Annotated in this window: 22 protein-coding genes; 15 read left to right on the top strand and 7 right to left on the bottom strand. The window is 70.9% G+C overall.

The genetic code is table 11. From position 1 onward, the window contains the following. Window positions 1-6 precede the first annotated feature (6 nt). Both trpS and BU204_RS40820 read right to left on the bottom strand, forming a co-directional pair. Window positions 7-984 (bottom strand): tryptophan--tRNA ligase, encoded by a 978-nt coding sequence (gene trpS / locus BU204_RS20805; protein ID WP_075127382.1) that lies wholly within the window; start codon window positions 982-984, stop codon window positions 7-9. A gap of 169 nt (window positions 985-1153) precedes the next feature. Further along, window positions 1154-1330 (bottom strand): hypothetical protein, encoded by a 177-nt coding sequence (locus tag BU204_RS40820; RefSeq protein ID WP_198942936.1) that lies wholly within the window; start codon window positions 1328-1330, stop codon window positions 1154-1156. A 161-nt stretch (window positions 1331-1491) separates the two neighbouring features. Between BU204_RS40820 and typA the strand changes: the two genes are divergently transcribed. The 9 genes from typA to BU204_RS20760 all read left to right on the top strand — a co-directional run bounded on the left by typA (window position 1492) and on the right by BU204_RS20760 (window position 12845). Beyond that, window positions 1492-3396, top strand: a complete 1905-nt coding sequence (gene typA / locus BU204_RS20800) for a translational GTPase TypA (protein ID WP_075127381.1) — start codon at window positions 1492-1494, stop codon at window positions 3394-3396. A gap of 144 nt (window positions 3397-3540) precedes the next feature. Further along, complete coding sequence (locus BU204_RS20795) at window positions 3541-5235, top strand: ABC transporter family substrate-binding protein (RefSeq protein ID WP_075127391.1); 1695 nt, start codon at window positions 3541-3543, stop codon at window positions 5233-5235. 422 nt (window positions 5236-5657) lie between these two features. After that, window positions 5658-7385: a peptide ABC transporter substrate-binding protein gene (locus tag BU204_RS20790; protein WP_233160438.1), complete on the top strand. Its 1728-nt coding sequence runs from the start codon at window positions 5658-5660 to the stop codon at window positions 7383-7385. Window positions 7386-7455: 70 nt separating this feature from the next. After that, the gene (locus tag BU204_RS20785; protein WP_075127380.1) at window positions 7456-8388 is read left to right on the top strand and encodes an ABC transporter permease; all 933 of its coding nucleotides are present in this window, start codon (window positions 7456-7458) and stop codon (window positions 8386-8388) included. A 10-nt stretch (window positions 8389-8398) separates the two neighbouring features. After that, window positions 8399-9379 (top strand): ABC transporter permease, encoded by a 981-nt coding sequence (locus BU204_RS20780; RefSeq protein ID WP_083661477.1) that lies wholly within the window; start codon window positions 8399-8401, stop codon window positions 9377-9379. A gap of 12 nt (window positions 9380-9391) precedes the next feature. After that, on the top strand, window positions 9392-10462 hold the full coding sequence (locus BU204_RS40815; protein ID WP_075127379.1) for an ABC transporter ATP-binding protein: 1071 nt from the start codon (window positions 9392-9394) through the stop codon (window positions 10460-10462). Further along, entirely contained in the window at window positions 10459-11520 is a 1062-nt protein-coding gene (locus BU204_RS40810; RefSeq protein WP_075127378.1) for an ABC transporter ATP-binding protein, read from the top strand. Before BU204_RS40815 ends, BU204_RS40810 begins: the two co-directional genes overlap by 4 nt. A 30-nt stretch (window positions 11521-11550) precedes the next feature. Then, window positions 11551-12396 carry an N-acetyl-1-D-myo-inositol-2-amino-2-deoxy-alpha-D-glucopyranoside deacetylase gene (mshB, locus tag BU204_RS20765; RefSeq protein ID WP_075127377.1) on the top strand — a complete coding sequence of 282 codons (846 nt, stop codon included), beginning with the start codon at window positions 11551-11553 and terminating at the stop codon, window positions 12394-12396. After that, complete coding sequence (locus BU204_RS20760) at window positions 12396-12845, top strand: hypothetical protein (protein WP_233160437.1); 450 nt, start codon at window positions 12396-12398, stop codon at window positions 12843-12845. The genes mshB and BU204_RS20760 overlap by 1 nt, the downstream gene beginning before the upstream one ends. On the opposite strand, the gene BU204_RS20755 is transcribed toward BU204_RS20760, so the two are convergent. Further along, a complete protein-coding gene (locus BU204_RS20755) occupies window positions 12840-13370 on the bottom strand; it encodes a hypothetical protein (protein WP_143229622.1) in 531 nt (176 codons plus the stop codon). The two genes, BU204_RS20760 and BU204_RS20755, sit on opposite strands and share 6 nt — an antisense overlap. Before the next feature lie 328 nt (window positions 13371-13698). Between BU204_RS20755 and BU204_RS20750 the strand changes: the two genes are divergently transcribed. The 4 genes from BU204_RS20750 to dapC all read left to right on the top strand — a co-directional run bounded on the left by BU204_RS20750 (window position 13699) and on the right by dapC (window position 16309). Beyond that, entirely contained in the window at window positions 13699-14541 is an 843-nt protein-coding gene (locus BU204_RS20750) for a helix-turn-helix domain-containing protein (protein ID WP_075127387.1), read from the top strand. Window positions 14542-14554: 13 nt separating this feature from the next. Next, window positions 14555-14734: a DUF397 domain-containing protein gene (locus BU204_RS20745; RefSeq protein ID WP_075127375.1), complete on the top strand. Its 180-nt coding sequence runs from the start codon at window positions 14555-14557 to the stop codon at window positions 14732-14734. Window positions 14735-14897: 163 nt separating this feature from the next. After that, window positions 14898-15224, top strand: a complete 327-nt coding sequence (gene fdxA, locus BU204_RS20740) for a ferredoxin (protein WP_075127374.1) — start codon at window positions 14898-14900, stop codon at window positions 15222-15224. Further along, window positions 15221-16309: a succinyldiaminopimelate transaminase gene (gene dapC, locus BU204_RS20735; protein WP_075127373.1), complete on the top strand. Its 1089-nt coding sequence runs from the start codon at window positions 15221-15223 to the stop codon at window positions 16307-16309. The genes fdxA and dapC overlap by 4 nt, the downstream gene beginning before the upstream one ends. Before the next feature lie 4 nt (window positions 16310-16313). Here dapC and dapD read toward each other — a convergent pair whose 3' ends face one another. The 3 genes from dapD to BU204_RS20720 are packed head-to-tail and all read right to left on the bottom strand — an operon-like array spanning window position 16314 to window position 18715. Beyond that, window positions 16314-17303, bottom strand: a complete 990-nt coding sequence (gene dapD, locus BU204_RS20730; RefSeq protein ID WP_075127372.1) for a 2,3,4,5-tetrahydropyridine-2,6-dicarboxylate N-succinyltransferase — start codon at window positions 17301-17303, stop codon at window positions 16314-16316. 10 nt (window positions 17304-17313) lie between these two features. Beyond that, window positions 17314-18210 carry a hypothetical protein gene (locus tag BU204_RS20725; RefSeq protein WP_075127371.1) on the bottom strand — a complete coding sequence of 299 codons (897 nt, stop codon included), beginning with the start codon at window positions 18208-18210 and terminating at the stop codon, window positions 17314-17316. 10 nt (window positions 18211-18220) lie between these two features. Then, window positions 18221-18715 carry a SigE family RNA polymerase sigma factor gene (locus BU204_RS20720; protein ID WP_075127370.1) on the bottom strand — a complete coding sequence of 165 codons (495 nt, stop codon included), beginning with the start codon at window positions 18713-18715 and terminating at the stop codon, window positions 18221-18223. 82 nt (window positions 18716-18797) lie between these two features. Here BU204_RS20720 and dapE point away from each other — a divergent pair, with 82 nt between their 5' ends. Then, window positions 18798-19865 (top strand): succinyl-diaminopimelate desuccinylase, encoded by a 1068-nt coding sequence (gene dapE / locus BU204_RS20715; protein ID WP_075127386.1) that lies wholly within the window; start codon window positions 18798-18800, stop codon window positions 19863-19865. Here dapE and BU204_RS20710 read toward each other — a convergent pair. Then, window positions 19862-20368: a hypothetical protein gene (locus BU204_RS20710; RefSeq protein WP_075127369.1), complete on the bottom strand. Its 507-nt coding sequence runs from the start codon at window positions 20366-20368 to the stop codon at window positions 19862-19864. The genes dapE and BU204_RS20710 overlap by 4 nt on opposite strands. Before the next feature lie 40 nt (window positions 20369-20408). Between BU204_RS20710 and BU204_RS20705 the strand changes: the two genes are divergently transcribed. Then, window positions 20409-21188, top strand: a complete 780-nt coding sequence (locus BU204_RS20705; protein WP_143229623.1) for an LOG family protein — start codon at window positions 20409-20411, stop codon at window positions 21186-21188. The last annotated feature ends 108 nt before the right edge of the window (window positions 21189-21296 follow it).

Here is a 21296-nt window from a genome sequence, read left to right as displayed (position 1 = left end):
CTGCGCTCACCCCACGCCGGCCAGCCGGAGCACGGTCGACAACCGGTGGGCGCCGCGCTCGGAGGCGAGCTCGGCGCCGCGCCGGCGTACCCGGTCGAGTTCGGGCTGGTCGTCGAGCAGCTCGCGGGTGCGTTCGCGGACCGGCCGCAGCTCCTCGACCACCGCCTCGGCGACCGCCTCCTTCAGCCGGCCGTAGGAGCTGAACCCCTCGGCGATCTCGCGGACGTCACGACCGGTGCAGGCGGCCAGGACCTCCAGCAGGTTGGCCACGCCGGGCTGCTCGGCCGGCCGGTACTCCACCCGCCCCAGGCCGTCGGTCACCGCCCGGCGCACCTTGCGGCGGAGCAGGTCCGGCTCGTCCATGACGAACAGCACCCCGGCCGCGTCCACGGCCGACTTGTCCATCTTCCTGGCCGGGTCGGACAGGTCCCTGACCCGCGCCGCCGCCGGGGGCGTCACCGCCCGCGGCACCACCAGGGCGTCGCCGAAGGTGCTGTTGAACCGTCTCGCCAGCGCGCGTGCCAGCTCGACGTGCTGGGCCTGGTCCTCGCCGACCGGGACCTCGTCGGCGCCCTGGAGCAGGATGTCCGCCGCCATCAGCACCGGGTAGGTGAACAGCCCCACCCGTACCGGGGTCTCGACCAGCTCGCGAGTCGCGCTCTTCTCCTTGAACTGGGTCATCCGCGCGGCCTCGCCGAACGAGCAGGTGCACTCGAGGACCCAGGTCAACGGTCCGAGCTGGGGCAGCAGGTCCGACTGCACGAAGACCCGGTCCGGATCGATGCCCGAGGCCACGAGCAGCGCGAGCAGCTCGCGGGTGCGGTGGCGCAGCCGCTGGGGGTGGTAGGCGCCGGTCATCCCGTGCAGGTCGCTGACGAAGTAGAGGTCGCCCGGGGCACCCTCCCGCGCCCAGCGGCGGACCGCGCCGAGGTAGTTGCCGAGATGGGCGGGGCCGGACGGGGTGATGGCGGACAGGCGGGGCATCGGCTCCTCCTTCGGGTGCTCGCCCGACCCGGAGGCCCGTGCATGACGAAGGCCGCCCGACTTCGGGCGGCCTGGTCTGGGAAACGTGCGCGTGTCAGGGCCGCCGGTCGACGGCCCACCAGCGGAGGTGGCTGAGATCACGCATGAGGTTCATCCTAGCGGCTCCGCATCAGGCGGCCTTGCCGAGTTCGGCCTTGCTGGCCTTGGCCTTCGCCTTCTTGAGGGCGAGAACCGGGCATCGCTTGCACCGGGAGGAGGACCGGCAGCACTTCTTCTTGACCTTGCCGGCCTTCATCAGCTTGCGCACCTTGTCCGCGGGGGACTTGGGGCCCTTCTTCTTGCCCAACCTGCACTCCAACTCGTTCCGGGAGACCTAAGGTTAGGCTGCACTTCCCTCGGGGCGCCACCCGCGGCAGCTATCCTGGACGCGCCGCGACCACACCGTCTCCGCGCGCAACCAACGATGCCGTTCGCGTAACAGCCAAGCCATGAAACAGGAGCACGTGCGTGCCTGCCACCGATACCGGGGCGCCTGCGATCGCCAGGACCGACCTCCGCAACGTCGCGATCGTCGCGCACGTCGACCACGGTAAGACCACCCTTGTCGACGCCATGCTCCGCCAGTCCGGGGCCTTCTCGGCCAGGGCGGAGCCGGTCGACCGCGTGATGGACTCCGGTGAGCTCGAGCGGGAGAAGGGCATCACCATCCTCGCCAAGAACACCGCCGTCCGCCGGGAGACCCCCACCGGGCCGATCACCATCAACGTGATCGACACCCCAGGCCACGCGGACTTCGGCGGCGAGGTCGAGCGCGGGCTGTCCATGGTGGACGGCGTGCTGCTGCTCGTCGACGCGAGCGAGGGACCGCTGCCACAGACCCGCTTCGTGCTGCGCAAGACGCTGGCCGCCGGGCTGCCGGTGGTACTGGTGGTGAACAAGGTCGACCGGGCCGACGCGCGGATCGCCGAGGTCGTCTCCGAGACCCACGACCTGCTCCTCGACCTGGCCACCGAGCTCGACCACCTCGACGCCAACATCCTCGACCTGCCGGTCGTCTACGCCTCGGCCCGCGCGGGCCGCGCGAGCCTCACCCAGCCCGCGGACGGCGGGCTGCCCGACAACGACACGCTCGACCCGCTGTTCGACACCCTTCTCGAGCACGTGCCACCGCCGTCGGGCGACCCCGAGGCCCCGCTGCGGGCGCTGGTCACCAACCTGGACGCCTCCAGCTTCCTCGGCCGGATCGCGCTGTGCCGGGTGCACGCCGGCACCATCCGCAAGGGCCAGACGGTGGCCTGGTGCCGTGCCGACGGCAGCGTCACCTCGGTCCGCATCACCGAGCTGCTGCTCACCGAGGCACTCGAGCGCATGCCGGCCCAGCGCGCCGAGGCCGGTGACATCGTCGCCATCGCCGGCATCCCGGACATCACGATCGGCGACACGCTCGCCGACCCCGACGACCCTCAGCCGCTGCCGCGGATCAGCGTCGACGAGCCGGCGATCTCGGTCACGATCGGCGTGAACACCTCGCCGCTCGCCGGCCGGGGCGGCGGCAAGAAGCTGACCGCGCGGCTGCTGAAGAACCGGCTGGACGCCGAGCTGATCGGCAACGTGTCAGTGCGCGTGCTGCCCACCGAGCGGCCGGACACCTGGGAGGTCCAGGGCCGTGGCGAGCTGGCGCTCGCGATCCTGGTCGAGACCATGCGCCGGGAGGGCTTCGAGCTCACCGTCGGCCGCCCCGAGGTCGTCACCCGCACGGTCGACGGCACCCTCTGCGAGCCCTTCGAGCGGCTCACCGTGGACGTCCCCGAGGAGCACCTCGGCGCGGTCACCCAGCTGCTGGCCGCCCGCAAGGGCCGGCTGGAGCACATGGGCGGGCACGGAACCGGCCGGGTCAAGGTCGAGTACGTGGTCCCCTCGCGCGGCCTGATCGGCTTCCGCACCGACTTCCTCACCGAGACCAGGGGCACTGGCATCGCCAACGCCATCTTCGAGGGCTACTTCCCCTGGGCCGGCCAGATCCGCGGCCGGCACTCCGGCTCGCTCGTCGCCGACCGGACCGGCACCGTCACCAGCTACGCGATGCTCCAGCTCGCCGACCGCGGCACGTTCTTCGTCGAGCCGGGCGCCGACGTCTACGAGGGCATGGTCGTCGGCGAGAACCCCCGTGCCGAGGACCTCGACGTGAACGTGACCCGGGAGAAGAAGCTCACCAACATGCGCTCCTCCACCGGCGACGAGCTCGAGCGGCTCGCTCGGCCGCGGCGGCTGGTGCTCGAGGAGGCGCTGGAGTTCTGCGCACCCGACGAGTGCGTCGAGGTCTCGCCGGACGTGGTGCGGATCCGCAAGGTCATTCTCGACAGCGTCCAGCGCGCCAGGGCGCGCTCCCGCGAGAAGTCCCGCGACGCCTGACGGGAACCGCCGGCCGCCCCCGCACGTCACCTGAACGAGGGAGTGCGGGGGCGGTCTGGCATCGTCGGGCCGAGCAACGAGAACCGGTGGCGAGCGGTGGGGTCGAGCCGGTACCGGTGGCGGCTCGTGGGGAGGGTGAACCGGATGGCGCGCAGGACGATCGCGGTGCTGGCGCTGACGGTGGTGCTCGCCGCGGCCGCCTGCACGCCGGCGCCCCGGTTGGTGGAGACCCCGGTGACCAGCCCGGTCACCGACCAGGTCGACACCCGTGAGGTCGTCGTCGGCGTGAGCAGCGTGGCCGGCGGCTACAACCCCCACCAGATCACCGACCAGTCGGCGATCACCACCGCCCTGGCCAACCTCGTGCTGCCCTCGGTGTTCCGCAGCGGCCCCGACGGCATCCCCCGGCTGGACCGCACGGTGATGTCCTCCGCCACGGTGACCTCCTACGACCCGTACACGGTGACCTACCGGATCCGCTCGGACGCCTCCTGGTCGGACACCGCCCCGGTGGCCGCGGAGGACTTCGTCTACCTGTGGCAGCAGGTGACCGACTCCCCCGGCGCCATCGACGCGGCGGGCTACCGCCTGATCAGCGACATCAACGCCCGGGACGCGGGCAAGGTGGTCGAGGTCGTCTTCGCCCAGCCCTACCCGGGCTGGCGTTCGCTGTTCACCAACCTGCTGCCCGCTCACCTGCTCAAGGACGCCCCGGGCGGCTGGGACGGCGCGCTGCAGACCAACTTCCCGGCGACCGCCGGGCCGTACGCGGTCAAGGCGCTGGACACCGACCGCGGCGAGATCGTGCTGGAGCGCAGCGACCGCTACTGGGAGGAACCGCCCGTCCTGGACCGGATCGTGCTGCGCCGGGCGGACCAGTCCGGCATCGTGGACGCGCTCGACGCCGGTCACGACCAGCTGGCGCTGGCCAGGATGGACGCGGTCGGCGTCGACCTGGTGGGCGAGCTGTCCCCGGCGGTGCCGACCCGGACCGTCCCGCGGCCGAGCGTGTCCACACTGGTCATCCGGCCGGACCGGCCGCAGCTGACCGAGCTCCTGGTGCGCCAGGCGATCGTCGCGCTGCTGGACCGGGACCAGCTGGTCACCGCGGGCACCGGAACCGGCCCGGCGGCCGCGCTGCGGGCCGACGCGCAGGTGCTCGCACCGTCCCTGCCGGGCTACCGCAGCACGGTGCCGACCGCCGCCGGCACCGCGACGCCGGCGCGGCACGACCCCGCACTGGCCGAGCAGCTGCTGACCCAGGCCGGCTACACCCGCGCCTCCTCCGGCTGGGTGCGCGACGGGCAGCCGCTGGACATCGTCGTCGGCGCCGCGGAGGAGCGTGAGCCGGCCCGCCGGATCGCCGAGGACGTGCGTCGTCAGCTGGTCGCCGCGGGCATCGCGACCGAGGTGCTGACCCTTCCGGCCGACGAACTGTACGGGCAGCTCAGCGACACGGGCGGGAACACCGGGGACGCGAACACCCTCGACCTCGCCGTGATCTCGCAGCCCGTGGGGGGCGACCAGGCGACGACGCTCGCCACGAACTTCGGCTGCGCCGCGAGCGGCGAGGACGGCCAGCGCAGCGCGGCCAACCCGCTCGGCTTCTGCGACCCCGCCATCCAGCCCACGATGGACGCGGCCCTGAGTGGCGCACTCTCCGTCACCGACGCCCTGGCCGCGGTCGAACCCATCCTCTGGCGCGCGGCCGTCTCGGTGCCGTTGTTCCAGGAGGCCGAGACGCTCGCCGTCCGGCCGGAGGTGTCCAACGTGTCGCTCGGCCCACCGCTCGTTGGTCCATTCGCCGGGGCGACCGCCTGGCGCCGCGCCGCCGGTTGACCCGCGGCCCCGTCCGTCCGGCCACCTTCCGGACACCTCCAGGCAAAGTGGACGGATCGGGTGAGCACCCGACGAAAGTAGGGTCGACCTGGGGAAGTTGCCGCCTGGTAGTCGCCGTGTCGCAGCGCGCCACCAGCGTGTCACCCTTTGGTCACGATCGAGCGGGAGTGCGTGACGGGGCATTGCGGAGTTCCTACCGTCCTGCAACGGCGCGTCGGCGACGTGGCTCTGGCGCGTCACAAGATCACTGACACGAGGGTTCCATGACGACGTGCACCTGACGAGAAGAGACGATCACTCGACCGCTATGGTGCCGCCCCGACTGGCCCCGACCGCACGATGATCATCTGCTCCGTGCACGATGTGTCACGACAACGAAGGAGCACATCCCGCCAAGGGGTGCTCGCTCATGGAGGATCGACTTGAGCAGAACAAAATCCGTCCTGCTGCGTGCGGCGGCCGGGTTGGCGGCGGCCAGCCTGGTGCTGTCCGCCTGCTCCCAGCAGAGCAACACGGGAACCGACGAGGACTCCGGCGGCGGGGACAACAAGCCCTCGTCCGGCTACCCGGAGGTGGAGAACACCGACATCTCCGAGGGCAAGCCGGGCGGCACCTTCCGGCTGGGCATCGTGGAGCCGGTGGCCATCGACCCGTACAACGCGCAGGAGTCCGAGGGCATCCTGGTCGCCGCGTACCTGTTCACCGGGCTCACCCACACCACGCCCGACGGCGAGACCGAGCCGGCCGTGGCGGAGAGCTGGGAGAGCAACGAAGACTGCTCCGAGTGGACCTTCAACCTGAAGACGGGCACCAAGTTCCACGACGGTGAGGAGGTCACCTCGGCCTCCTTCAAGCGGGGCTGGGAGCGCGTCGTCGCGAAGGCCTCGGCCTCTGACGTGGCGTACCACTTCGACCAGATCGAGGGCTACGAGGAGCTCAACGGCGGCACCGCGAACGCGCTCTCGGGCGTGGACGCGAGCGACCCGGCCGTGCTGAAGGTCAAGCTGGCCAAGCCGAGCTGCGAGTTCTACATCCGCACCGCGCACACGGCGTTCAGCCCGATGCCGAAGGCCGCCGGGGCCGCCCAGAACCAGAAGTTCAACGACCAGCCGATCGGCAACGGCCCGTTCATGATGGACGGCCCGTGGCAGCACGACGCCGGTATCAAGCTCAAGCGGTTCGACGACTACGGCGCCGCCGACAAGGCGTACCTGGACGCGGTCGAGATCACCATCCTGGTCGGTGACGAGACCGCGCAGCAGAAGGAGCTGGACGGCCTCAACAACGGCCAGTTCGACTGGGCCCGCATCCCACCGAACCAGCTGAAGACCACCCGCGAGAAGTACGAGGCGCAGGACGGCTGGATCTCGAAGAAGACCTTCGGCATCGACTTCCTGCTGGTCGCGGCGACCAAGGCGCCGATGGACGACGTGAAGGCCCGCAAGGCCGTCTCGATGGCCATCGACCGCGACGCGATCATCAACGGCGTCTTCGACGGTTCTCGCGCGCCGGCCACGTCGTTCGTGCCCGGTGGCTTCAAGGATGCCTACCAGCCCGACGTGTGCGATGCCTGCAAGTACGACCCCGAGAAGGCCAAGCAGCTGGCCAAGGAGGCCGGTCTGACCGAGGGCACCGAGCTGAACTTCCAGTTCAACACCGGTGGCGGCCACGAGGAGTGGACCGCCGCGGTCAAGCAGCAGCTGGAGAAGAACCTCGGCCTGAAGGTCAACTACTCGGGCGTGGAGTTCAGCGACATGCTGGAGAACCAGCAGCAGCCGAACTCGACGGGCATCTACCGCCTGTCCTGGGGTGCGGACTACGCGACCCCGGGCAACTTCCTGCAGCCGCTGTTCTCGACCGAGGCGATCGGGACCGACGACCCGAACGCCCCGGCTCTCGGTGACAACCGCGGTCGGTACTCGAACCCCGAGTTCGACGACCTGGTGGACGAGGCAACGGCCACCAAGGACGAGGCGGAGCGGACCGACCTGTACCGGCAGGCCGAGAAGATCGCCATCGGTGACGACCTCGCCAACATCCCGATGTTCGAGCGCCAGCAGTTCCGCGCGTTCGACAGCAAGAAGTGGGCGAACGCCGGGTTCATGGACTTCCACGAGAACCCGCCGCTGAACCTCATCTACCAGAAGTAAGCACGCGCTACGGTGGCCGGCGGCCTCTGACGAGGTCGCCGGCCACTCCCACGAGGAGGTCCGACCGGCAGTGGGAAAGTTCATCACCCGCAGGCTCGCCCACGCCGTCCTGGTTATCGTCGCGGCGACGTTCCTGATCTACCTCGGGCTCTTCGCCATCGGTGACCCGTTCGCTTCCAGCGGCGAGAAGACGGTGCCACCGGAGATCCAGGAGGCGCTGCGCGAGAAGTTCGGCATGGACCAGCCGTTCTTCGTGCAGTACCTGACCTACCTGCAGAACATGTTCACGTTCGACTTCGGCGTCGACTTCGAGCAGCGGCGCGACGTCGCCGACATGCTCGCGAACGCCGTACCGGCGACCGCCCGCCTCGCGCTGTTCGCGATCGCCATCGAGATCATCATCGGTCTCACCGCCGGCATCATCGCCGCGGTGTCCCAGTACACCTTCCGCGACGTGCTGATCACGGTCATCACCACGCTGGGCATCGGCATCCCGGTGTTCGTCGTCGGCATCGGCCTGCGGGCCGGGCTCTCCGGCGAGTGGATCTTCCCCGCCGTGCCGCGCAGCTTCACCATCGAGGTGCCCTGGTACCAGGAAGTGATCCTGCCCGCCATCACGCTGGCGATCATCGACGCGGCCTTCATCGCCCGCCTCATGCGCGGCTCGATGCTCGAGGTCATGCGCGCCGACTACGTCCGCACCGCCCGCGCGAAGGGCCTGTCCGAGCGCAAGGTGATCGGCAAGCACGCGCTGCGCAACTCGATCATCCCTGTGGTCACCTACACCGGCGTCAGCCTGGGCGTGCTGCTCGGCGGCGCGCTCATCACCGAGACGATCTTCGAGTACCAGGGCGTCGGCTACCTGCTCGTCCGAGCGATCAGCCAGCAGAACGCACCCGTGATCGTGCCGATCGTCGTCTTCGCCGTGCTGACGTTCGTTGCGCTCTCCACGCTGGTCGACATCCTGTACGCCTACCTCGATCCGCGGATCAGGCTGCACTGAGGGAGGACCCGTGACAACACCACCCCAGAGCGGGCACGAGCCGGACACCCAGGTCCCCGCCCAGGCACTGATCACCCAGTTCGAGGCGCCGGAACCCCTGGTCGAGGAGACCACGGAGGCCCCGGCCATCAAGGGCGGGCGCCGGCGCACGGGTCAGATCCGGGACATCTGGAAGCGCTTCCGCCGCAACAAGCTCGCCGTCGTCGGCCTCGCGGTGGTCGGCTTCCTGATGGTCATCGCCATCCTGCAGCCGTTCATCTCGCCGTACGACCCGATGGAACAGAACCTGCTGAACACCAGGAAGCCGCCGTCGGGGAACCACTTCTTCGGCACCGACATCCTCGGCCGGGACATGTTCTCCGGGATCCTCTACGGCGTGAAGCTGGCGATGATCGTCGGCTGGAGCGTGATGGTCCTGTCGCTGATCGTCGGTGTCGCGCTGGGCGCCATCGCCGGGTTCCGGGGCAAGGCCGTCGACTCGATCATCATGCGGGTCACCGACATCGTGCTGGCCTTCCCCTCGCTGATCGGCGCGATCCTCGTCGTGCAGATCTTCGGCAACGGCATCTGGCAGGTGATCATCGCGCTGGTCCTGCTGAGCTGGCCGACCGCGGCCCGGCTGATGCGGGGGTCCACCCTGTCGCTGCGCGAGTCCGAGTACGTCGAGGCCGCCCGGTCCATCGGCGCGTCCGACACCCGCATCGTGACCAGGCACGTCCTGCCCAACGCGATCGCACCGACGCTGATCTACTCGTTCAGCCACATCGGGGTCGCGATCGTCGCGATGGCCTCCCTGGCCTTCCTCGGGATCGGCGTGCCGGCCGACATCCCCGAGTGGGGCACGATGATCGCCGACGCGGTGCCCTCGTTGAACGTCGAGGGCGAGTCCCACATGTGGATCTTCCCGAGCCTCGCGATCGTGGTGACCACGCTGGCCTTCGCGTTCGTCGCCGACGGGTTGCGCGATTCCATCGACCCGAAGCTTCGTTAGGAGATCCCGCGCATGGCGCGCAACGACAGCACGACGGACTTCCAGCTCGACGGTCCGGCGGCACCGCTGCTCGAGGTCGACGATCTCCGGGTGCACTTCAAGACCGACAAGGGCGTGGTCAAGGCCGTCGACGGGGTCAGCTGGCACGTCGAGGAGGGCGAGACGCTCGCCATCGTCGGCGAGTCCGGCTCCGGCAAGTCCGTGTCCGCGATGAGCATCCTCGGCCTGGTGCCGACCCCACCGGCGACCTTCCCCTCCGGCGACATCCGGCTGCGCGGCCGCTCGATCCTGAAGATGCCGGAGAAGCAGCAGCGCAAGCTGCGCGGCAGCGAGATCGCGATGATCTTCCAGGACCCGCTGACCGCGCTCAACCCGGTGTTCCGGGTGGGCGACCAGATCGCCGAGATGATCAGGACCCACCAGCAGGTGACCAAGACCGTCGCCCGGCGCAAGGTGCTCGACCTGCTCGGCGAGGTCGGCATCCCCAACCCTGCGGTGCGGATCAACCAGTACCCGCACGAGTTCTCCGGCGGCATGCGCCAGCGCGCGATGATCGCGATGGCGCTGGCCAACGACCCCAAGGTGCTGCTCGCCGACGAGCCGACGACGGCACTGGACGTGACCATCCAGGCGCAGATCATGCTGCTGCTGGAGAAGCTGCGCCAGGACCGGAACACCGCGATCGTGCTGATCACCCACGACCTCGGTCTGGTGGCCAGCCACGCCGACCGGATCAACGTGATGTACGCCGGGCGGATCGTCGAGGCCGGCAGCTGCGACGACGTGTTCTACCGCCCGCAGCACGCCTACACCTTCGGCCTGCTGTCCAGCCTCGCCAGGATGGACAAGAAGCGGCAGACCAGGCTGCTACCGATCAAGGGCGTGCCGCCGAGCCTGTCCCGGGTCCCCCCGGGCTGCCCGTTCCACCCGCGCTGCCGGTTCGCCACCGAGGCCTGTGTCGAGGCCGTCCCCACGCTCGAGACGGTCAAGCTGGTGGACATGGCCGACGGCGGGCTGCACCGGGCCGCGTGCATCCACAGCGACCAGGTCGAGATGGCCTTCCAGGAAAGGGTTGTCGAATGACCGAGCCCAGCTCCGCGTCCTCCGGCGCCGGGACCGCTCTCGGCGAGGCACCCGTGCTCGAGGTGACCGACCTGGTCAAGCACTTCCCGATCCGGGGCGGGCTGATGGGCCGGCGGCCGAGCGGCTTCGTGCAGGCCGTCAACGGCATCTCGCTGAACGTCGGCCGCGGGCAGACCGTGGCCCTGGTTGGCGAGTCCGGCTGTGGCAAGTCGACCACGGCCAGGGCGATCCTCCGGCTGATCGAGCCGACCAGCGGCTCGATCCGGCTGGATGGCGTGGACGTGATGTCGCTCGGCACCGGCGAGCTCCGCCGGGCGAGGCGGGACATGCAGATCGTGTTCCAGGACCCGTACGCCTCGCTCAACCCCCGGATGACCATCCGGCAGATCCTGAGCGAGAAGTACCAGCTGTTCGGCAGCGAGGTCACGAACTCCACGATCTCCGACCTGCTGGACATGGTCGGCCTCGCCGAGGAGTACGCCGACCGCTACCCGCACGAGTTCTCCGGTGGACAGCGCCAGCGCGTCGGCATCGCCAGGGCGATCGCGCTCAACCCCAAGTTCGTCGTGCTCGACGAGCCGGTCTCCGCCCTCGACGTGTCGATCCAGGCGCAGATCATCAACCTGCTCGAGGACCTGCAGGACGAGCTCAGCCTGACCTACCTGTTCATCGCGCACGACCTCTCGGTGGTGCGCCACATCGCCGACCGGGTCGCCGTGATGTACCTGGGGAGCGTGGTGGAGATCGCCGACCGGGACGACCTGTTCGACCGGCCGCACCACCCCTACACCCAGGCGCTGATCTCCGCGGTGCCGATCCCCGACCCGCGACTGGAGCGTCAGCGGGAGCGGATCGTGCTGCGCGGCGACGTGCCCAACCCGGCCAACCCGCCGTCGGGCTGCCGGTTCCGGACCCGCTGCTGGAAGTTCGAGCAGCTGTCGGAGACCGACGCGCGGCGCTGCATCGAGGAGCCGCCGCCGCTCTACGAGGTGGCCGGCAACCCGGGCCACGGCGCGGCGTGTCACTATGCGTCCCTGCGCGACGTGGTGCGCGCATAAACGGGACCGCCTAACAGGACCAACCGCCTCATGACACTGTCCGCCGCACCCCGGCTGCTGCTCGTGCACGCCCACCCGGACGACGAGAGCCTGTGGACCGGGGGAACGATTGCCCGCTACGCCGCGGCGGGGGTGCAGGTGACGCTGGTCACGTGCACGCTGGGCGAGGAGGGCGAGATCATTCCCGACTCGCTGCGCGACCTCGCCGCGGACAAGGCCGACCAGCTCGGCGGGTACCGGATCGGCGAGCTGCGCTCGGCCTGCGCGGCGCTGGGCGTGTCCGACCACCGCTGGCTGGGCGGGCCTGGCCGCTGGCGGGACTCGGGCATGGCGGGTGTCGCCGCCAACGGTCACCCGCGGGCGTTCGCCGCCGGTGACCGGGGCGAGCAGGCGGCCGTGCTGGCCGAGGTGCTGGCGGAGGTGCGCCCGCAGGTGGTGGTCACCTACGGCCCGGACGGCGGCTATGGCCACCCCGACCACATCCGGGCCCACGAGATCACCATGGACGCCTGCGCGGCGAGCGGCGAGGTCGCCAGGGTGTTCCACGCCGTGACCTCCCGGCGGGCCACCGAGGAGGGGGTGGCCGCGCTGGCGGCCGCACCGGACCTGCCCTTCCGCCTGCCGGAGCCGGGCGAGCTGCCGGTCACCGACGACGCGCTGATCACCACGACCGTCTCGGTCGCCGACGTGCTCTCGATCAAGCTGCGAGCCCTGCGGGCGCACTCCACCCAGATCAGCGTGTGGCAGTCCAGCGACGGGGCGCACTGCTACGCCCTGTCCAACGGCATCGCCCAGCCGGTGCCGCCGGCGGAGTTCTACGTGCTGGCCACCGGTGACCCGGTGGGCGCGGACGCGGACCTGTTCGGCGGTCTGTGATGGCGGCCGCGACGCCGGTCCGCACGGCCCGCCAGCCCGCGGCGGGGCCGGCGCGGCTGCCGGTGCCGGACCGGCTGTTCCTGGCGCTGCTGGTGTTCGACGCGGCGGTGCTCGCGGTGGTGGAGCTGGTGTTCCTCCCGCTGTCGTTCGACGGGTATCTGCTGCCGAACCTGGACGGGTTCCCGCTGCCGTTGACGCAGCTGGTGGCCGCGGTGACCACGCCCCTGCTGGTGGCCAGGGCCGGCGAGCTCTCCCCGCGGCCGCTGGTCGCGTCGGCGCCGCTGGTCGCCTGGATCGTGGTCGTCGCGGGGGTCGGCCTGTTCGGACCGGGTGGGGACGTCCTGCTGACCGCGGACTGGCGGTCGCTGCTGCTGTTCGCCTGCGGAGCCCTGCCCTCGGCCGTCGTACTCGGCCGGGTGCTGGCCACCGCACTTGGTGGACCGTCATGAGCGCGACCGCCACCGGCGGCGGGCCGCGGTCCTGGTCCGGTCCGGCGGCCCGGTCAGCCTGAGCGGAGGCGCTGGGGTACCGCGGGCGTCGGCCTCGTCGAGCCTGTGCTGCCACCGCCAGTACTCGATGGCGATGTCCCAGTCGGCGGGGTGGATGCCGTCCAGGTAGTGCCGCAGCTCGGCTACGGAGTACCACCGCCGGTCGGCCGCCCGTTCGACGACACCGCCCGTGAGCGCGGCGAGCTGCTCGGCCTCGGCCTCGTCGGTGCTGTAGTGCACGGCCCGCCCGCCGACGAGGACGGTGTGCACGGTGACCGCTGGCGGGCGCCGTGCGGCCACCAGGATCAACGCGAGTCCCCACCCGGCGACCAGCACTCCCAACACCCACGGAGCGGTGGCCCAGATGCCCCTGAGGTGCGGTTCGAGCAGCTGCGCGGTCTCGATGATCGCCTTCACCGCGCCCGCGCTGTAGACCATCGCGACGACAGCGCGCGCGAGCCCGCGAAGCAGTCCTGACCAGAACACGGCGGGCTAGTGGTGACCCGGCGAGCGCGGCGCGGGATGAACAGCCGCGCCCGCCGGGGGCCGGGTCGGTCGGCGCGTTCTCTGCCCGACAGCGGTCATGGCGTTCCTTCACTAGTTCGCCGACTGGGTGGCCGGTGGGCCGACGCGGTCGTCCTCACGCTGTCGGCCCACCGGCCCGGTCCCCACCGTGGGGCGCACCGGTTCCGGAGGAACCTGGAACGGCGGAGACCTAAAGGCACGGTACAACTAGACATGTCCATCTGTGTCTGTCCTAACGGGTGATGCGCGTTCGCTCCACTTCGGGCAGGATGTGGTCACCGACAGACAGATGGACGGCAAGGAGCGTGGCGGGGTGGCCACTCAGAACCCTCAGCGCGTCGAGCTCGGCGAGACGCTCCGGCATGCCCGGCTCGCCGCCGAACTGGCGCCCGGCCAGGTGGAACAGGAGCTGGGCTGGTATCCCGGCAAGGTGTCGCGAGTGGAGCGCGGAGATCGGGTTCCGGTCCGGGCCGAGGTCGCGAGGCTTGCCGAGCTTTATCACCTTGAGGCCGGCGAGACGGAGCGCCTGCACCTGCTGGCGGATGCTGCGCGAAAGCGAGAATCCCCCGCACGGGTGGCCGACTTCGCCCAGTCCTACATCGCCATGGAGCGCGCCGCCGTCGAGGTCGACTACTACGACGCCGAACTGGTCTGGGGTGCGATGCAGACCGAGCGCTACGCCCGGGCGGTTCTCTCGAAGTCGCGCAAGCAGGACGTCGAGGCGAGCGTCCCAGACCGGATGAGCCGCCGTCGACTGTTGACTCGCGAAGACGCTCCTCGGGTCCGTGTTCTGCTCGGCGAAGCGGTGCTACATCGTCTGGTCGGTGGCGAGGAGGCCCTGGTGGAGCAACTCCACGATCTCTTGAGGGTCTCCGAGTTGTCGTCCGCTCAGGTGCGAATCCTGCCATTCTCGGTCGGCGCTCACCGCGCGATGGGTGTCGGATTCGTACGTCTGCGACTCGAGCGTCCGGCCATCAGCCGCGTCTACATCGAGGGCCTCACGGACGCCACCTACATCGCGGATCCGGACGAGGTGGCGATCTACGAGCAAGACTTCGACGACCTGTGGTCCATCGCGCTCGACGACGGTGACTCTGCGAACATCCTGCGCAGGCGCATCGGAACCAACTGACGGAGGGACAACGATGGATCAACCCGGGGTGTGGAGGAAGTCATCGAGGTCGGAGGGCGCGAGCAACTGCGTCGAGCTGGCCTGGGCGGGGGCGGTGCGGGACAGCAAGAACCCGACAGGCCCCACGCTGACCGCGCCGCTCGGCGGCCTGCTGGACGCGGTGAAGGCCGACCGGCTGAACGCGGCCCGCTGACGAACGCGAGAGGCCCTGCCCCAGCCCGGGCAGGGCCTCTCGCGTTGTCGATCACACTGGACGGCACCACGATGGTGGTGCTCGGCAGCCGAGGGGGATACTAGCGACAGCCGGTAGCCTCCGCTTGCAGGCGAAACCTCACAGGAAGAAGCAGGAGAACGCAGTGACCTATGTGATCGCCGAGCCCTGCATCGATTTGCTCGACAAAGCGTGCATCGAAGAGTGCCCGGTCGACTGCATCTACGAAGGGGACCGGATGCTCTACATCCACCCCGACGAGTGCGTGGACTGCGGCGCCTGCGAGCCGGTCTGCCCGGTCGAGGCCATCTACTACGAGGACGACGTGCCCGACCAGTGGAAGGACTACACCAAGGCCAACGTCGACTTCTTCGACGAGCTCGGCTCGCCGGGCGGGGCGGCGAAGGTCGGCAAGGTGGCCGCCGACCCGCAGTGGATCAAGGACCTGCCGCCGGTGCAGCACGACGAGTGACCCCCGCGCTCCCCACCTTCCCCTGGGACTCGCTCGCGGAGGCCAAGTCCCTGGCCGCCGGTCATCCGGACGGCGTGGTCGACCTGTCGGTGGGCACGCCCGTCGACCCGGTGCCGCCGGTGGTCCAGGAGGCCCTGACGACCGCCGCCGCGGCCCCCGGCTACCCCACCACGCACGGCACGCCGGAGCTGCGGGCTGCGGCCGCCGCCGCGCTGGAGCGGCGGCACGGGGTCACCGTCCCCGCCGAGGACGTGTTGCCGACGATCGGCTCCAAGGAGCTGGTCGCCTGGCTGCCGACGCTGCTCGGGCTGGGCTCGGCGGACACGGTCGTCATCCCCGAGCTGTCCTACCCCACCTACGAGGTCGGGGCGAAGCTCGCCGGGGCGTCGGTGGTGCGCGCGGACGGTCTGCTCGCGCTCGGGCCAGCACGGCCCGGCCTGGTCTGGGTGAACTCCCCGGGCAACCCCACCGGCCGAGTCCTGCCCGTCGAGCACCTGCGCAAGGTGGTGGCCTGGACCAGGGAGCGCGGCTCGGTCCTCGCCTCCGACGAGTGCTACCTGACGCTGGGATACGGGACGGAGCCCGAGCCGCTGTCGGTGCTGCACCCCTCGGTCTGTGACGGGGACCTCACCGGCCTGCTGGCCGTGCACTCGCTGTCGAAGTCCTCGAGCCTGGCCGGCTACCGCGCCGGGTTCGTCACCGGCGACCCCGAGCTCGTCGCGCGCCTGCTCGCGACCCGCAAGCACGCCGGCATGATGGTTCCCCGCCCCGTCCAGGCGGCGATGACCGCGGCGCTGTCCGACGACACCCATGTCGCCGAGCAGCGGTCCCGGTTCGCCGCCCGGCGAGCGGTGCTGCGCGAGGCGCTGGAGGGCGCGGGGTTCCGGATCGACCACTCGGAGGCAGGCCTCTACCTGTGGGCCACCCGCGACGAGCCGGCCTGGGAGACCGTCTCCTGGCTGGCCACCCGGGGCGTGCTGGTCGCCCCCGGCACCTTCTACGGCCCGGCGGGCGAACGCCACGTCCGCGTCGCGCTGACCGCCACCGACGAGCGCGTGGCCCAGGTCTCCCGACGCCTGGCCTGAGCCCTCAGTTCGCGTGCAGGGCGGCGTTGAGCTGGACGCCGGCGCCGGTTCTGGCCACGACCTCGACCGCCCCGGTGGTCGAGTTCCGGCGGAACAGCAGCCCCGGCTGGCCGGACAGCTCGCGGGCCTTGACCAGCCGGCCGTCCGGCAGGGTCACCTTGGTGCCCGTCGTGACGTAGAGCCCGGCCTCGACGACGCAGCCGTCGCCGAGTGAGATCCCCACCCCCGCGTTCGCCCCGATCAGGCAGCCGCTGCCGATCGAGATCGTCTCCTTGCCGCCGCCGGAGAGCGTGCCCATGATCGAGGCGCCGCCGCCGACGTCCGACCCGTCGCCGACGACCACGCCGGCGGAGATCCGCCCCTCGACCATCGATGCGCCGAGCGTGCCGGCGTTGAAGTTCACGAAACCCTCGTGCATGACCGTCGTGCCGGTCGACAGGTGGGCCCCGAGCCGCACCCGGTCCGCGTCGGCGATCCGCACCCCGGCCGGCACCACGTAGTCGACCATCCGCGGGAACTTGTCCACGCCGTACACGGTCACCGGCCCCCGGGCCCGCAGCCGCAGCCGGGTAGCCGCGAAGCCCTCCACGCGGCACGGGCCGTAGTTGGTCCACACGACGTTGGCCAGCACGCCGAACAGCCCGTCGAGGTTGAGCCCGTGCGGCCGCACCAGCCGGGTCGACAGCAGGTGCAGCCGCAGGTAGGCGTCGTAGGCGTCGGCGGGCGGATCGGCGAGCGAGATGATCCCGCAGCGCACCGCCACCACCTCCACGGCCCGGTCCTCGTCCGGGCCGAGCAGCGCCGAGACCCCGTTCCCCAGCTCGTCGACGGCCTCCTGCTCGGACAGGCGCCGGGTACCCGGCACGCGGCCGTCGTCGAGCTTGGGGTGCGGGAACCACGTGTCCAGGACGGTGCCGTCGTCGGCGATGGTCGCGAGACCGACCCCCTGGGCTCCGGCGTTCTCGTGGGCGATCTTCTCCTCGGCGCTGCTCACCCGGGAGAGGTTAGTCGAGGTGGAACTGGTCCTCGGTGGCCAGTTCGGCCAGCCGCTCGGCGCCGATCGGCAGCGCGGTCAGCGCGGGCTTCCCGGTCACCTCGTAGTCGAGGTTCTGGGCCACCATCACCACCGTGCCGTCCTCGTGGCGGTAGCCGGCCCACTGGTCGAACTGGTCGCCGCCGCTCCAGACGCCCACCCGCTTGCCGTCGACCGCCACCTCGGTGCAGGTGCCCTGCATCCCCCAGAGGGTCTCGGACAGGTCACACCCGTCCCCGGTGACCGTGTTCCCCGGCGTGGTGACCTGGATCATCAGCTGTCCGACCCGGTCGCCCTGCACGAGCGGGGTGCTGGCCATGTACTCCCAGATCTCGACATCCCCCTGCCCCCAGTCGGCGAACTGGGCCTGGTGGTACTTCAACTCGCCGTGCCAGCCTTCGGGCGCGGGCAGGTCGGGCGTGGTGTAGCCGTCCGGTGCGGCGCCGATCACCGACTCGAGCAGGGTGGCGCCCTTGTCGAAGCGCGGCCCGGAGCTCGCCGTGCGGTCGGTCTGCCCGTCCGGCCACTCGGGCTTCGACTCGTCGGCGGGAGGCGCGTCCGACTGCCCGGCCGTGCCCCTGGGGAGGTCGCTCTCGGGGGTCGCGCTGATCACGTCCGACGACGGGTTCTGTCCCGCGCCCACCTGCAGCCCACCGCCCCCGCCATCCGAACCCGGCGAGCCGATCAGCACGGCGCCGACCACCAGCGCGGTGACCGAGGCGGCGCTGCCCGCGCCGGCCCACAGCGCCCGGCGCCGCCGGCCGTCCCGCTTCGCCGCGTCCAGCACCGGCCCGTCGCTCATCGGTGGCGGTGCCGGGGTGGCGTCCATCACCCCGTGCAGGGCGTTCCTGAAGTCGTTCTCGTTCATGTTTCTCCGATCAGAATGTTGCTGTGGGAACCAGGGCGCGCAGCGCGTCGAGGCCGCGGGCGGTCTGGCTCTTGACGGTGCCGGCCGTGGTGCTCATGGCCGCGGCGGTGTCCTCGACGGACATGTCCTCCCAGTAGCGCAGGACCAGCGCCGCGCGCTGGCGCGGTGGGACCGTGCGCAGCGCGTGCAGCAGCACCAGGCGGTCCTCGACCACCCGTGGCGGTTCCGAGCGATCCCCCAGCTGCTGGTCGCCGGCCGGTCGTTCCCGGTGGAAGAAGCCGCGCCTGTTCTCGTCGAGGAAGGTGCGGACGAGGATCCGGCGGGTGTAGGCATCCAGGGCCTCGCGCCCGGAGACGCGGTTCCACGCGCGGTAGAGCTTCACGAACGTGTTCTGGACCAGGTCCTCCGCCCGGTGCCAGTCGCCGCATAGCAGGTAGGCGGTCCCCCGAAAGGCGCTCGACCGGCTTGCGAAGTAGTCGGTGAACCCCTGGTCACGATCATTCATGAAACCTCCTGGGCGTTGGTCACGCAGTAGTCACGCGGGGTCCCGCCTGCCGGGTTGCACGGCCGGTACCGTTTCCTCCGTGATCGCCGCGCTGGACCTGACCGCCGACCCCGTCGACCTGACCGCCCGGCTGGTCGACATGCCCAGCGTGTCCGGCGAGGAGGGCGAGCTGGCCGCGGCCGTCGAGGTCGCGCTCGACGCGCTGGACCACCTCGAGGTCGTCCGCTCGGGCAACACCGTGCTGGCCCGCACCTCGCTGCGCCGGCCCTCCCGGGTGGTGCTGGCCGGTCACCTGGACACGGTGCCGGTCAACGCCAACCTGCCGTCCCGACGCACCGCCGAGCACCTGCACGGGCTGGGCAGCGTCGACATGAAGGGTGGCGACGCGGTGATGCTGCACCTCGCCGCCACCGTCACCGCGCCCCGGCACGACCTCACCTTCGTGTTCTACGACTGCGAGGAGGTCGAGGCGTCCCGCAACGGCCTCGGGCGGATAGAGCGGGAGCTGCCGGAGTGGCTGACCGGCGACCTGGCGATCGTGTGCGAGCCGTCGAACGCGGTTGTCGAGGCCGGCTGCCAGGGCACGATGCGGATCGAGCTGCGCGCCACCGGCCGCCGGGCGCACACCGCACGGGCCTGGATGGGCGTCAACGCCATCCACGCGCTCGGCCCCGCGCTGGCCCTGCTCGAGGAGTACCGGCCGCGGGAGGTGGACATCGACGGCTGCCGCTACCGGGAAGGGTTGCAGGCGGTGCGGGTGTCCGGCGGCGTGAGCGGCAACGTCGTACCGGACGAGGCGGTGCTGACGGTGAACTTCCGGTTCGCCCCCGACCGCTCGGTCCGCGAGGCGGAGGCCCACCTGCGGGAGGTGTTCGCGCGGACCGGCCTCGTGCTGACCGTCACCGACCACGCCGCCGGTGCCCTGCCCGGTCTGTCCGCACCGGCCGCGGCGGAGCTGGTGGCCGCGGCGGGTGGCGAGCCGGTGGCCAAGCTCGGCTGGACGGACGTCGCCCGCTTCGCCGCGCTCGGCCTGCCGGCGGTCAACTTCGGCCCCGGCGATCCCACCCTGGCCCACACCCAGGAGGAACACGTGCCGATCGCCCAGATCCACCGCTGTGCCGAGGTGCTGACCCGATTCCTGGCGCGCTAACGCCTGAGCTCGCTGGCGCGGCCGCCGTGCAGTGCGGCGAGCCCCAGCGCGGCCAGCAGCGTCAGCCAGCGGCCGGCGGCCGACTCGTAGTCCTCCGACTCGTACCAGCCGTCCGGCTCGACGCCGCCCACGAGCAGGATGGCGAGCGCCGTGAGCAGCGCCAGCACGACCAGCACGACGTGCCCCACCCGTCCGGCCTCACCGAGGAAGACCGCGAGGCTGCCGAGCGCGGTCGCCACGACCAGCACCAGCGCCGCGACGGGTTGCCAGCCGTCGGAGGTCATGCCCCACAGACTGCCCAGGTCGCCGACGGAAGCGCCGTCGCCCGGGGCGGTGCGCCACGTGGTCGCGGTCAGGACCAGCATGGCCCCGGCGACGGTGGCGGCGAGCACCGCCTGCCGCAGGCCCGAGGCACTGGCCTGCTGACGTCGGTCGAGCTGGTCGAGCTGCCGGCGCAGCGCCCGCAGGGAGCTCTGGAGCTCGTCAATCCGGTCTTCCGCCATTCCGGTCACGGTAGATGGACCTACACTCGCGCGGGTGACTATCGAGCAATCCGCCGACCGCCCCGACGACGAGGAGCACCCGCGGGAGAAGCAGCGCGGCCCGGTGGTGCTGCGCCGCTCGCGCAGGGAAGAGGACACCACCACCGACCAGCGACTGCTGGACTCCCGCGGCCCTGCCGACTGGGTGCACACCGACCCGTGGCGGGTGCTGCGCATCCAGGCCGAGTTCGTCGAGGGGTTCGGCGCGCTCGCCGAGGTGCCGCGCGCGGTGACCGTGTTCGGCTCCGCCCGCACCGGCCGCGACCACCCGGAGTACCAGCTGGGGATGCGGATCGGCGCGGCCCTGGCCGACGCCGGGTACGCCGCGATGACCGGCGGCGGGCCGGGGGTGATGGAGGCGGTCAACCGGGGCTGCTCCGAGGCCGGCGGCCTGTCGATCGGCCTGGGCATCGAACTGCCGTTCGAGCAGGGCCTCAACCCGTGGGTCGACCTCGGCGTGAACTTCCGCTACTTCTTCACCCGCAAGACGATGTTCGTGAAGTACGCCCAGGCGTTCATCTGTCTGCCCGGCGGCTTCGGCACCCTGGACGAGCTGTTCGAGGCGCTCACCCTGGTGCAGACCAAGAAGGTCACCAAGTTCCCGGTGGTCCTGTTCGGACGGTCCTACTGGGGCGGTCTGTACGACTGGGTGCACGACACCGTCTACAAGGAAGGCAAGATCGGCGAGAAGGACATGGCTCTCCTGCACGTGACCGACGACGTCGACGACGCCATCCGCGTAGTGGAAGAGGCCTACCAGGCCTGGATCGAAGTGCACTAGGCGCGTTTCGCGGGTGTCACCTTTTGTGACCGGGGTGTATCGCGCGGCGTTTCCGGGCTGAGGGCGTGGCACCATCGGCGTCGTGCGGACACTTGGTTTTGGTGATCG

Source organism: Actinophytocola xanthii (assembly GCF_001921205.1).
In the GTDB taxonomy this organism is placed as follows: Bacteria; Actinomycetota; Actinomycetes; order Mycobacteriales; family Pseudonocardiaceae; genus Actinophytocola; species Actinophytocola xanthii.
This window is presented reverse-complemented; position numbering and strand designations above follow the sequence as displayed.

Bases quoted from the DNA above. Each gene is read 5' to 3' on its own strand.
- trpS (WP_075127382.1), bottom strand. From the start codon at position 984: ATGCCCCGCCTGTCCGCCATCACCCCGTCCGGCCCCGCCCATCTCGGC.
- BU204_RS20795 (WP_075127391.1), top strand. From the start codon at position 3,541: ATGGCGCGCAGGACGATCGCGGTGCTGGCGCTGACGGTGGTGCTCGCC.
- BU204_RS40815 (WP_075127379.1), top strand. From the start codon at position 9,392: ATGGCGCGCAACGACAGCACGACGGACTTCCAGCTCGACGGTCCGGCG.
- BU204_RS40810 (WP_075127378.1), top strand. From the start codon at position 10,459: ATGACCGAGCCCAGCTCCGCGTCCTCCGGCGCCGGGACCGCTCTCGGC.
- mshB (WP_075127377.1), top strand. From the start codon at position 11,551: ATGACACTGTCCGCCGCACCCCGGCTGCTGCTCGTGCACGCCCACCCG.
- BU204_RS20760 (WP_233160437.1), top strand. From the start codon at position 12,396: ATGGCGGCCGCGACGCCGGTCCGCACGGCCCGCCAGCCCGCGGCGGGG.
- BU204_RS20750 (WP_075127387.1), top strand. From the start codon at position 13,699: ATGGACGGCAAGGAGCGTGGCGGGGTGGCCACTCAGAACCCTCAGCGC.
- BU204_RS20745 (WP_075127375.1), top strand. From the start codon at position 14,555: ATGGATCAACCCGGGGTGTGGAGGAAGTCATCGAGGTCGGAGGGCGCG.
- BU204_RS20725 (WP_075127371.1), bottom strand. From the start codon at position 18,210: ATGAACGAGAACGACTTCAGGAACGCCCTGCACGGGGTGATGGACGCC.
- BU204_RS20720 (WP_075127370.1), bottom strand. From the start codon at position 18,715: ATGAATGATCGTGACCAGGGGTTCACCGACTACTTCGCAAGCCGGTCG.
- BU204_RS20710 (WP_075127369.1), bottom strand. From the start codon at position 20,368: ATGGCGGAAGACCGGATTGACGAGCTCCAGAGCTCCCTGCGGGCGCTG.